General features: G+C 70.5%; 10 protein-coding genes. 6 read left to right on the top strand and 4 right to left on the bottom strand.

Annotation, left to right across the window (positions count from 1 at the left end):
- Positions 1–157 precede the first annotated feature (157 nt).
- Positions 158–1465 carry an SWIM zinc finger family protein gene (locus AB0M80_RS38925; RefSeq protein ID WP_364575078.1) on the bottom strand — a complete coding sequence of 436 codons (1308 nt, stop codon included), beginning with the start codon at positions 1463–1465 and terminating at the stop codon, positions 158–160.
- Positions 1466–1568: 103 nt separating this feature from the next.
- Between AB0M80_RS38925 and AB0M80_RS38920 the strand changes: the two genes are divergently transcribed.
- Together AB0M80_RS38920 and AB0M80_RS38915 are read left to right on the top strand one after the other, a co-directional pair.
- The gene (locus AB0M80_RS38920) at positions 1569–2078 is read left to right on the top strand and encodes a PadR family transcriptional regulator (protein WP_364574969.1); all 510 of its coding nucleotides are present in this window, start codon (positions 1569–1571) and stop codon (positions 2076–2078) included.
- The gene (locus AB0M80_RS38915) at positions 2078–2677 is read left to right on the top strand and encodes a GyrI-like domain-containing protein (protein ID WP_364574967.1); all 600 of its coding nucleotides are present in this window, start codon (positions 2078–2080) and stop codon (positions 2675–2677) included. The genes AB0M80_RS38920 and AB0M80_RS38915 overlap by 1 nt, the downstream gene beginning before the upstream one ends.
- Positions 2678–2717: 40 nt before the next feature.
- Here the strand turns inward: AB0M80_RS38915 and AB0M80_RS38910 are convergent, their stop codons facing one another.
- Positions 2718–4784, bottom strand: a complete 2067-nt coding sequence (locus AB0M80_RS38910; protein ID WP_364574965.1) for an AMP-binding protein — start codon at positions 4782–4784, stop codon at positions 2718–2720.
- Positions 4785–5058: 274 nt separating this feature from the next.
- Positions 5059–5997, bottom strand: coding sequence for a WYL domain-containing protein (locus AB0M80_RS38905; protein ID WP_364574963.1), 939 nt, complete (start codon positions 5995–5997; stop codon positions 5059–5061).
- A gap of 173 nt (positions 5998–6170) precedes the next feature.
- Here AB0M80_RS38905 and AB0M80_RS38900 point away from each other — a divergent pair, with 173 nt between their 5' ends.
- Positions 6171–7658, top strand: a complete 1488-nt coding sequence (locus AB0M80_RS38900) for a hypothetical protein (RefSeq protein WP_364574961.1) — start codon at positions 6171–6173, stop codon at positions 7656–7658.
- A 45-nt stretch (positions 7659–7703) separates the two neighbouring features.
- Here AB0M80_RS38900 and AB0M80_RS38895 read toward each other — a convergent pair whose 3' ends face one another.
- Complete coding sequence (locus tag AB0M80_RS38895) at positions 7704–8441, bottom strand: SEFIR domain-containing protein (protein WP_364574959.1); 738 nt, start codon at positions 8439–8441, stop codon at positions 7704–7706.
- A 21-nt stretch (positions 8442–8462) separates the two neighbouring features.
- Between AB0M80_RS38895 and AB0M80_RS38890 the strand changes: the two genes are divergently transcribed.
- The 3 genes from AB0M80_RS38890 (at position 8463) to AB0M80_RS38880 (ending at position 11150) form a co-directional block, all read left to right on the top strand.
- A complete protein-coding gene (locus AB0M80_RS38890; protein ID WP_364574957.1) occupies positions 8463–8855 on the top strand; it encodes a VOC family protein in 393 nt (130 codons plus the stop codon).
- Between the two features lie 188 nt (positions 8856–9043).
- Positions 9044–9793 (top strand): 3-hydroxybutyrate dehydrogenase, encoded by a 750-nt coding sequence (locus AB0M80_RS38885; RefSeq protein WP_364574955.1) that lies wholly within the window; start codon positions 9044–9046, stop codon positions 9791–9793.
- A gap of 31 nt (positions 9794–9824) precedes the next feature.
- Positions 9825–11150 carry an MFS transporter gene (locus AB0M80_RS38880; RefSeq protein WP_364574953.1) on the top strand — a complete coding sequence of 442 codons (1326 nt, stop codon included), beginning with the start codon at positions 9825–9827 and terminating at the stop codon, positions 11148–11150.
- The last annotated feature ends 163 nt before the right edge of the window (positions 11151–11313 follow it).

Below are 11313 nucleotides of genomic sequence, written 5' to 3'. Positions count from 1 at the left end.
TTCACCGCCTTTCGGAATGGCTGGATTCGGGGATGACGTGGGCTGCATTGCGAGTTTTCCGGGGGTTTCGGGCCGCCCGGCTCACGATCGCCCGGCACAGGTCGGCGGGTGAGCCTGCGCAGGCCCGCATCGGCCGGTTCCGCTGTCGCTCGGTGGGTCACACCCGCACCGCCCGGTTCTCGTGCCAGCAGGTCAGGGGCCGCAAACCCGCCGGGCTCCACTCACCGGCCACGGTCAAGGGGCGGCCGGCCGACATCGCCAGCAACGACCACGGGAACGCCGACGGCACCAGCGGTAGCGCCGTACCGTCCTTTTCGGACAGACACCAGCCGCCGGCGTGTTCGGCCGGGGTGACGTCGGAAAGCAGCACCGGCCACCGTTCGAGCCACGGGTCCGCCGCCATCGCCCGCGCGTACGCCGCCAATGCGTCTTCGATCGAACCGCCGTCGGCCGCCGGGGCCGGGGAGGGGATGCCACGCTCCGCCACGAGGGCTCGCAGTGGCGCCGCGCCGGGGTAGAACGCCAGTTCCGCCGCGAGCAGGTGGCCGGGTGGCAAGGACGCGTCGAGGGGACGCCCCGGCGGCGCGAACGACAGCACCAGCGCGTCCCGGCCCGTACGGCGGCCGCGCAGCCACGTGCGCCGCGTGAGCAGCCGGTCGTTCTCCTCGTCCGCGGCGCCGGTGATCAGCCACTCGTCGGCGACGCGCTCGCCGCTGTCGAGGACGCGCGCCGTCTCCACCGAAAACCCGAGCCGGGTGCGGACGGTCTCCGCCAGCGCGGGCGGCAGTTCGTCCAGGCGGGTGGCCGCGTCGGCCAGGAGGTACAGCTGCGACAGTTCGGCGAGCAGCGCCTCCGGCCAGTCGCGGCGGCCGACGATCCCGGCCGCCCGCCGCAGGCCGCCCGCGAGGCCGGACGCCTGCGCGTCGACCATCCGCGCGGCGACCGTGCGCAGTTCTTCGCCGCCGTTGCGCTCGAAGCCCGCGAAGCCGGCGCCGATCCGGTCGTTGAGCCAGCCCTTCAGCTCCGCGACACCCCCTTCGACGCGGGCGGCGCGTTCGCCGGCCCGGCGGGCGGCCGCCTCCTCGTCCTTCGGCCCCGCCGCCTCGGCGCGTTTTTCCGCCCGCTGGGCGCGGTCGGCGCGTTCGGCCAGCCACGTGTGCACCCACTCGGGTGGCTCCGCCGTGTCGACCCGACGAGCCGCCCAGAGCAGCAGCAGGCCCAACGCGTGCTTGCACGGGAACTTCCGGCTGGGACAGGAACACCGGAACGCGGGCTCGGCGAGCTCCACGCACGTCTGGTACGGCTTCTTGCCGCTGCCCTGGCAGAAGCCCCACACGGCGTCTTCGGACGCACCCGCGCCCGACCACTTCGCCGGCGTGGCCAGCGCCCGGCCCGCCTTCTCCGAAGCGGGATCCGGCGCGAGCCCGGCCACGCGTTCCGCGGTCCACGGCACCGCCGTCACCACCTGTCCCCCCACTGTGCTCCCTCGCTTTCCGGTACTCGCTGAAGCATGCCAGCACCCACCGACAATTTCCGGAAGCCGACTATTCTAGTGCTAGGATACGGACGTGCTGACCGATGCGGAACTGACGGTGCTCGGCCTCCTGGTCGAGCGGCCGAGGCACGGCTACGAGCTGGACGAGGTGGTCTCGGAACGCGGCATGCGTGGCTGGACGGCGCTCGGCTTCAGTTCGATCTATTACGTGCTGGGCAAACTCCGAGACCGCGGCCTGGTCGCCGAGGTCTCGGGGGAACGCGCGCACCCCAAGGCCAAGAAGACGTTCACGGCCACCGAAGCGGGCCGGAAGGCGTGCGCGGCCGCCGCCGAAGCCGCCATCGCGGAGCTGCGCCCGGTGCACCAGCCGGTGCTCGTCGGCCTGGCGAACAGCCCGGTCGTCCCGCCCGAGCGGCTGGCGGCCGCGCTGGCCCGGCGCGCGGAAGCGGTCGGGCAACGGCTGGCCGAGGTCCGACGGGCGGCGGCGGTCCAGTCCGGAGCGCCGCCGTTCGTCCGGGCCATCTTCGACTACTCCATCGCACAGCTCGAGGCGGAAGCCGAGTGGCTGAAAGGAATGCTCTGATGCCGTACGACGTCAAGAAGGACCTCAAGCAGCTTTACGCCCCCAAGAACACCGGCTGGGCCTTGGTGGACGTCCCCGGACAGCAGTTCCTCGCGATCGACGGCCGGGGCAACCCGAACACGGCGGAGAGCTACCGGAAGGCCGTCGAAGCGCTCTACGCCTTCGCGTACACGATCAAGATGACGGCGAAGCAGCGCGGCGAGGACTTCGTCGTGGGTCCGCTGGAAGGTCTGTGGTGGGCGGACGACTACGCGGCCTTCACCGTGCGCGCCAAGGATTCCTGGCAGTGGACGATGCTCATCGCGCAGCCTTCGCGGATCGGCGAAGACGCCGTCGAGGAAGCACGGGAAGCGGTGCGGCGCAAGAAGAAGATCGACGCGCCGGTCCGGCTCGAGAAGCTGCACGAGGGCCGGTGCGCGCAAGTGCTCCACGTCGGCTCGTACGACGACGAAGGCCCGTTGCTGGCCCGGCTGCACGACGAATTCCTCGCGGAGCAAGGGTTGAAGCCGACGGGACTGCACCACGAGGTGTACCTCGGCGACCCGAGACGCGTCGAGCCCGCGAAGCTCCGGACGGTGCTGCGTCAGCCGGTCGGCTGAGCTCGCCTGACGTCTTCTCGCGCTCGGTCGGCGCCCGCCTTCAGTATTCGCTGGTCGCCGGCCAGGTGTCGTCGTGCAGGAGGCGCTTGAGGATCTTGCCCGTCGCGTTGCGGGGCAGGTCCGGCACGAAGTACACGTCCCGCGGCACCGCGAACCGGGCCAGGCGGTGGTGGATGTACTGGCGGATGTCCTCCGCGTGCAGCGACGCGCCCCGCCGCGGGACGACGTACGCCGCCAGGCGCTGGCCCCACTCCGGGTCCGCCACCCCGACCACGGCCGCGTCGTGCACGCCGGGGAGCGCCACCAGCGCCTCCTCGACCGGGCGGGGGAACACGTTCTCGCCGCCGGAGACGATCATTTCGTCGGCCCGGCCGGTGACGAACAGCCGGCCCGCCGCGTCGAGGTAGCCGACGTCGCCGCTCGCCATCATGCCGGCCGACCGGGCCGGGTCGGTGCCGCTCGTGTAGCCCTCGAACAGCATGTCGTTGCCGACGAAGATCTGGCCCTCGCCACCCGGCGGCACCGGCCGGCGGTCCTCGTCGAGGATCGCCAGGCGCGTGCCGAGCGGGCAGCGGCCGGCCGTGGTCGGCGCGGCGCGCAGGTCGGCCGGGTCGGCGATGCTCGCCCAGGACACCTCGGTCGAGCCGTAGAAGTTGTAGAGGACGTCGCCGAAGGTGTCCATGAACGACGTCACGAACGACCCGGACATCGCCGAGCCGCTGCTCGCCACGATCCGCAGCGAAGAAAGGTCGTAGCGCGCGCGGACCCGCTCGGGCAGGTCCATGATCCGCTGCAGCATGATCGGCACGGCGAACAGCGCGTCGCACTTCTGCTCGGCGATCGTCCGCAGCGTCTCTTCGGCGTCGAACTTGCGGATCAGCGCGAGCGACGCCCGCAGCGCCATGCCGATCTGCATCGCGGCGAGGCCCCAGGTGTGGAACAGCGGCGCGGCCACGAGCAGCCGGTCGCCGGCGCGCAGCGGGATCCGGTCGAGGATCGCCGCGGCGGTGCCCAGCCCCTTCGGCGTGGGACGGCGCGCGCCCTTCGGCGTCCCGGTGGTGCCGGAGGTGAGCACGATCAGCCGTCCCGGCCGGTCGACCGGCTTCGGGCGGTCGGCGGGTGCGGCCTGGATCAGCTCGTCGACGGTCGGGTAGCCGGTGTCGGCGTCCGGCCAGGTGCTGATCCGGGCGAAGTCACCCGGGACGTTCGCGATGGTCTGCGCGAATTCGTCGTCGGCCAGCACGGCGGAGGGCTCGTGCTCGGCGAGCACGTCCTTGACCGAGGCGGCGGACAGGCCGGTGTTCAGCAGGATGACGTCGGCGCCGAGCTTGCTGGCGGCGACGAACGACTCGATCATCGCGGAGTGGTTGCGGCACATCAGCGCGATCCGGTCGCGTTCGACGACGCCGAGTTCGCTCAGCGCGTTGGCGAGCCGGTCGCTGCGCTCCTGGACCTGGCGGAAGGTGCGCAGGCTCCGCTCGTCGTGCAGGGCGGTCTCGTCCGGGACGCGGGCCGCCGCGGCCTGGTAGCCGCCCGCGACCGTGGCGCCCCACTGCGCGAGGGAGTTCAGCTGGCGCGCCAGCTTGTCCGGCCGCCCGGCGCCGAGCACGCCGGCGCGCAGCAGGATGCTCGTGGTGCGCAGCTTGGTGGCCTTGTTGCCGTCGCGGTCGGCGTCGGGGTCGTGTTCCCCGGCCAGGTGCAGGTCGAGGCGCCGGGCGACCGAGCGGACGTCCTTCTTGATCGACGACACCAGTTCCAGGTGCGACGGCGGCAGCATCATCCGCACGAACAGTTCGGTCTGGCCGCCGGCCAGCGGTCTCAGTTCCAGCGAGACCCACGTGCCTTCGTCGGGGACCCCGCACCACACGACGTGCTCACCCGGCCGGTAGACGACGGCCTGCATCTGCGTCTCCAGCATCGGTCCCCGAGTGGGGACGATCCGGATCACGCCCTTCGGACCGCGTCCGCGCCCGGCCGGCTCCTGGATCTCGCACCAGCTGATCTCCGGCACGAACCGCGAGTACCACTCCGGCGATCCGACGATCTGCCACACCACGTCCGGCGGGTGCCCGACCACGGCACTCGCTTCGACCACATCGTCACGCATTGTCTGCCCTCACCGAAGTGTCACCGAACGCACGTTCAGGTCACGGAGGTGTCACGTTAGCAGCAAATGGGTGATCAGGGGTACTCCGAACGGCCAGATACCGGCGGGTAACGGACACTCCCAGTGGCTCCTCCGGATGTCCATTGTAGACCGATTAACGGCGTTCACCGAGTACAGCGGTGAGGGACGTCATCCGGACGGGGGCGGAACGATCTTCCGAGGGTGTGCGAGCGGTATTCGGGAGACGCCGGGAAGGAAACGGTCATATGCGACATCAGGCGCTATAGCGGGCCACGAGCTCGGCGCCGAGGCGAGCCAGTTCGGCCCGGACGGGCTCCGGGCCTTCCACCTCGACGAGCGCGCCCCAGCCCGCCAGCTCCTGCGCGATCATGATCGGCGACGGCGCCGCGACCCGCGCGCGGACGCGGTCGCCGGGCAGTTCGGCGACGAGCTCGCAGTGCCGGCCGAACCGGTCCCGGAGCACGCCGAGGTACCGGCGGTCGAGCACCACCTCCGCGCTGAGCAACGAGCGGCGCGTCTCCACCTCCTCGACCACTTCCCGCCACACCTCGGCCAGCTCCAGGTCCGACGGGCGGTTCGCGGCGTCGCCGGTCGGGGTGGCCGAGACGATCCGGTCGACGCGGAAGGTGCGGCGGCCCTTCGCGGTGCCGGCGACCAGGTACCAGACGTCGTCCTTGTCGACCAGGCCCCACGGATCCACGAGCCGTTCCGACTTCTCGCGCCCGGCGTAGGTCAGGAGTACCTGCCGGCGGGCGATGACCGCGTCGCGCAGCAGTTCGACCATCGGCGGCCGTTCCTTCGGGTGCTCGCCCCAGCCGGCCTGGTCGACGACGATCGCGTCGGCCGCGGCCTCGGCGTCCGCCCGGAACGTGCCGGGCAGCGCGCCCATCAGCTTCCGCAGCGCCGACTTGACCTCCGGTGCGCCGGCCGCGGCCGGGCCGGCCAGCAGGAACAGCGCCTGCGCCTCGCGCGCGCTCAGGCCGGAGAGGTCGGTGCGCGCGCCGCCGACGAGCTGCCAGCCGCCGCCGCGGCCCGGCTGCGGGTAGACGGGCACGCCCGCGGTGGAGAGGGCTTCGAGGTCACGGCGGGCGGTCGCGACGGAGATCTCCAGCTCCGCCGCCAGCTCGGCCGCCGTGACGCGGCCGCGCGTCTGCATCAGCAGGAGGGTGGCCACGAGGCGGTCGGCGCGCATGGGGGAAGTGTCGCATCCGATGCCGGTGGCCGGGCTGCGTCTCCAAGACCTGACAATTTGTTGTCAATACCCGGTCAATAGTCCGGGTTCGTGGAACTCGCCGGAGGCGGCGCCTAGGCTTGGCGGCCACTGTGATCGGAATCACGGTGCATTCGCAAACCAAAGGAACCTCGGTGACGAACGACCCACATTCCCGGCAAAGCGTCCACAACAAAGACGGTGGCTCGGTTTTCGCCAACCAGGGCGGCAACCAGACCATATACATGGAGTCCGTCAAAGACCACCTCCAGAACGGTCTGATGGCCCTCAAAGGTCGCTTGTACGCCAAGGCGGTCAACGAGTTCGAAGAATTCCTCAGTGACGCCAGAAAAGTGGGCGCCCAGAAGATGCCCGAGGCGCAGCGGGATCTGGCCACCGGGCACTTCTGCGCCGCACTGGCCATGCTGGACGGCCGTCCGCCCAGTGACCGGTCACCCGAACAGATCGACCGCATCGAAAGCCACATCGAGCAGGCCATCGGCTACGGCGACGTGGTGGTGACGCACCAGGCCAACGTGTTGTGGGCGCTGGTGAAGGACGACTACTACGCGGCGATCGGCATGCCGGCCAAGCCGCCGCCGGCGGACGTCCTGGCCGGCAGCATCGGGGAACTGCAGCCGACGCAGCTGGAGCCGCTGGCCACGCACGTGAAACGGGCTCAGGGCCGGACCTGGAAGCTGCTGCAGGCGCGAGCCGGTGAGCTCGGCATGGTGGCGGCCGCGGAACCCGAGCACGTGCCCGTGGCCCGTGACTTCGATCCGGCACGCGGAGAAGCGGTCAGACGGTACTTCGTGCGCACGCCGCGTCAGCGCAGCGCGGCGCCCGGGGCGATCGCGCTCGGGGCCGCGGCGCTCAGCGTGATCCTGGCCGCGGTGGCGCACAACGCCGCCAGCCTCGTGCTGCTGGTCATCGCCTACTTCGCCGCGAAGTGGGGCTGGCAGAAGGTGAAGCAGTACCGCGCTTACCTGCTGCGGTACGCGGCGGCGGAACCCAAGCCGAGCGACACGCAGATGGACACCTGGCTGCAGCAGGACATCGCCGCGCTGGAAGCCAAGGCGAGCCGTCAGGTCCGGCTGGTGGCGACGACGAAGCACGAAGGCGGCGATCTGGTCTACCCGATCCAGGCCGTGGTCGGCGTGCCGTCGCCGTCGGGGACCATCGTGGACTCGCTGCGCGTCCGGCGCGGCGGCGACCACCGGTGGCGGGCGAACCACTACGACGTGCTGATCCTGTTCTTGACGAACGACCTGATCAGCCTCTACCGCTGTGCCCTCGACTTCCACACCGGCGAGCCCGTCTACGAGCAGATCACCGAGTGGCACTACCGGGACATCGTGGGCGTCTCCACCGACCGGGTCGCCATGCCCGCGTCGATCACCGCCCTGTTCCGGAAGGTCGACGAGCTGTTCGAGCACGACGTCGACGGCGGCGAGTACGAGAAGTACGCCGACATCCCCTACGCCCAGAAGTTCACGATCTCGATCGTGAACGGCGAGCGGGTCGAACTGAACACCGGCTTCGGCGAGACGCTCGGCGCCGACAACGAGATCGCCTGGCGCGACAACGAACGGGCGCTCGCCATCATCAAGAAGATGGTCCGGGCGAGGCACACCTCCGCCTAGCCGAAGGGCCCGGTCCGCCGGTGGCGAGCCGCCACCGGCGGACCGTCACAGGGAAACGTTCTGATCGCCGCCCTGGTTGACGATCGTGATGCCGCCGCCTCGCGAATCCACCTTCTGCGTGAGGCCGGGCGTGGGTGAGGGTTGCGACCGGGCCGGCCTCGCGGAACGCGGGGGAAGGTCGGGCCTCTGTCCCCGGATCGGCTCGACGTGCGGCGGCTGGCCGGTCAGCACCCGGAGCAGGGACTCGCAGCCCGCGACCGTGAACCCGGCGACGGAGTAGTGGTCGGCCGTTTGCGGCTGCAGGAATTCCGGGATTTCCGCCGGGGTGTGTCCCGGGAATACGACCGGAAGGATCTTCCTCGTCCACGTCGGCCGGTCACTGTGCAGTTTTTCCCGCAGCAACGCGGCTTCGGACTGCAGGCCGCGGTTTCCTCCGGCCGGGGTGTACCCGTCGGCGACCCGGCGGTACGTTTCCGAAGCCACGACGATGACGAAATCGGCGGCTTCGATGCTCTTGATCGCCCAGACGTACCAGTCCTGGCGGTGGGCCAATTTCCACTGGTCCAGGGTCACTTCCATGCCGTTCCGCGTCAGGAATTCACTGAACGCGAGCACTTGATCCTTGTGCGCGGGTGAATCATGCGTGTACGACACGAAGACCCGCTTCGGGTCACTTTCGGGCATGTCCGAACAATAGCATTCATCGGTGCAACGGAATCCTGGAAGGAGGATCGCCAAAGTGCTCACTTGGTGCGCACTTTGGTCCGGCATGATGGGCTCCACACCGCTTGAGAGGAGCAGGACATGCTGCGAGGAATGGCCACCGTCTCGTACTACGCCGCCGACCACGAAGCCGCGAAGGCCTGGTACACGGAGTTCCTGGGCCTCGAGCCCTACTTCCAGCGACCCGGGTACGCGGAGTTCCGGATCGGCGACTACCAGCACGAATTCGGCCTCATCGACCGCAAGTACGCGCCCGCGACCCAGGACGCGCCGGGCGGCGAGATCGTCTACTGGCACGTCGACGACCTCGAGGCGACGGTCGCCCGCCTGCTCGAACTGGGCGCGAAGGAGTTCGAGCCGATCACCGAGCGCGGGCCCGGCTTCGTGACGGCGTCGGTCGCCGACCCGTTCGGCAACGTCCTCGGGGTCATGACGAACGTGCACTATCTCGCGGTGCTGGCGGAACGCTCATGAGGCGGTAGGCCTCCATGAGGGGGCAGCGGTTCGGCGAGGTCGCGAAGACGGGTCGGCAGAGCGTGGTTCGGGTCCGTCTTGGGACGCCTTCCTCGCCGCGCTATGTCGGCCGAAACCACTGGATCTTCCCCAGCTGTAGTCCTCACGCACATAGCTAGCGATCGGCGTCACGCTTACCGTTCCCGTCCATGACCAGCGATCTGGACGGGCGCACCGCCCTCGTCACCGGCGGGGCGAGCGGCATCGGCCTCGCCTGCGTCCGCGCTCTCGCCGCGGCCGGGGCCAAGGTGCACGTCGTCGACTTGGACGAAGACCGGGCCGAGGCGGCCGCCACCGAGGTGGGGGGCTGGGCGCACGCCGCCGACCTCAGCGACCCCGCTTCGATCGGCGCCCTGCCCGCCGAGGTCGACATCCTGGTCAACAACGCCGGCGTCCAGCACGTCGCGCCGATCCAGGACTTCCCGCCCGAGGCGTTCACCCACCTCCAGGCGCTGATGGTCACCGCGCCCTTCCTGCTCATCCGCCGCACCCTGCCGGCGATGTACGCCCGGGGCTGGGGACGGATCGTCAACATGTCGAGCGTCCACGGGCTGCGCGCCTCCGCCTACAAGGCCGCCTACGTCGCCGCGAAGCACGGCCTCGAAGGCCTCTCGAAGGTCGCCGCGCTCGAAGGTGCCGAATTCGGGGTCACCAGCAACTGCGTGAACCCCGGTTACGTCCGCACCCCGCTCGTCGACGGCCAGATCGACGCCCAGGCCGCCGAGCACGACATCCCGCGCGAGGACGTCGTCGCCGAAGTCCTGCTCAAGCGGGCCGCGATCAAGAAGCTCATCGAACCCGAGGACGTCGCTTCCCTGGTGGTGTGGCTGTGCTCGCCGCACGCCGGCCACATCACCGGGGCCTCCATCCCGCTCGACGGCGGCTGGACCGCCGCCTGAATCCCGTCACCACAAGGAAGTGGAGTCCGCAGTGAGCCAACCCCAGCGGCCGGCGATCGCCAAGATCGTCGGCGCGAGCCTGATCGGTACCACCATCGAGTGGTACGACTTCTTCCTCTACACCTCGGCCGCCGCGCTGGTGTTCAACAAGCTGTTCTTCCCGACGGCGAACCCGCTCACCGGCACGCTGCTGGCCTTCCTCACCTACGCCGTCGGGTTCCTCGCCCGGCCGGTCGGCGGGCTCGTCTTCGGTCACTTCGGCGACCGGCTCGGCCGCAAGAAACTGCTGGTCGTCAGCCTGGTGCTGATGGGCGGCTCGACCTGCCTGATGGGCGTGCTGCCGACGTACGCCACCGCGGGCGTGCTGGCTCCGCTGCTGCTCACGCTGCTTCGCCTGGTCCAGGGCTTCGCGCTCGGGGGCGAGTGGGGTGGCGCCGTCCTGATCGTCTCCGAACACGGTGACGACCGCCGCCGCGGCTTCTGGGCGAGCTGGCCGCAGTGCGGCGCGCCCGGCGGCAACCTCCTGGCCACCGCGGTGCTGGCGACCTTGTCCGCGACGCAGTCCGATGCGACGTTCATGTCGTGGGGCTGGCGCGTGCCGTTCCTGCTCTCCGGGGTGCTGCTGCTGATCGGGCTGTGGATCCGGCTGGCCGTCGCCGAGTCGCCGGTGTTCCTCGCCGCCCAGCGCCGGGCCGAGGCGCGCACCGAAAAGCACGTGCCGGTCGTCGACGTCTTCCGCAACAGCCGGCGCCAGGTGCTGATCACCATCGGCGCCCGGATGGGCGAGAACGTGTCGTACTACGTGGTCACCGCGTTCATCCTGGTGTACGTCACGACCGGGCTGCACCTGCCGAAGGGCGTGGGCCTGACCGCGGTGCTCATCGGCTCGGCCGTGCACTTCGTGACGATCCCGGTGTGGGGCGCGCTGTCCGACCGCGTCGGCCGCCGTCCGGTCTACCTGTTCGGCGCGATCGGGATGGCGTTGTGGGGCTTCGCGTTCTTCGCGCTGCTGGACACGAAGTCGTCGGCGGTGATCGTGCTGGCCACCACCGTCGGGCTGGTGCTGCACGGCGCGATGTACGGCCCGCAGGCCGCGTTCTTCGCCGAGCAGTTCCCGACCCGGGTGCGCTACACCGGCCTTTCGATCGGCGGCCAGCTGTCGTCGATCGCCGCCGGGGCCGTCGCGCCGCTGATCGCCGTGGCGCTGTTCTCCAGCTGGGGCAGCACCGTGCCGGTGTCGCTGTACGTCGCGTCGATGTGCCTGATCACGGCGATCGCGCTGCTCGCCGCCCGCGAAACCCGCGGCGAATCGCTGCAGGACGACGTCGAGGCGGAGACGGCGGCCGTCTCGTCCTAGCATGACCGCCGTGACCGCACCCTCGGACGCGTTGCGCCGGCTGCTCGACCTGCTCGCCTCCGGGGCGAGGCAGCGGATGCCGAAGCCCAAGCCGCTGGCCGGGCGCATCGCGCTGGTCACCGGGGCCGGCTCGGGGATCGGCAAGGCGATCGCCCAGCGGCTC

The organism is Amycolatopsis sp. NPDC051045 (assembly GCF_040682955.1).
Taxonomy (GTDB): Bacteria; Actinomycetota; Actinomycetes; order Mycobacteriales; family Pseudonocardiaceae; genus Amycolatopsis.
The sequence above is the reverse complement of the archived record's forward strand: the minus strand, read 5'-3'. Positions and strand labels throughout refer to the sequence as shown.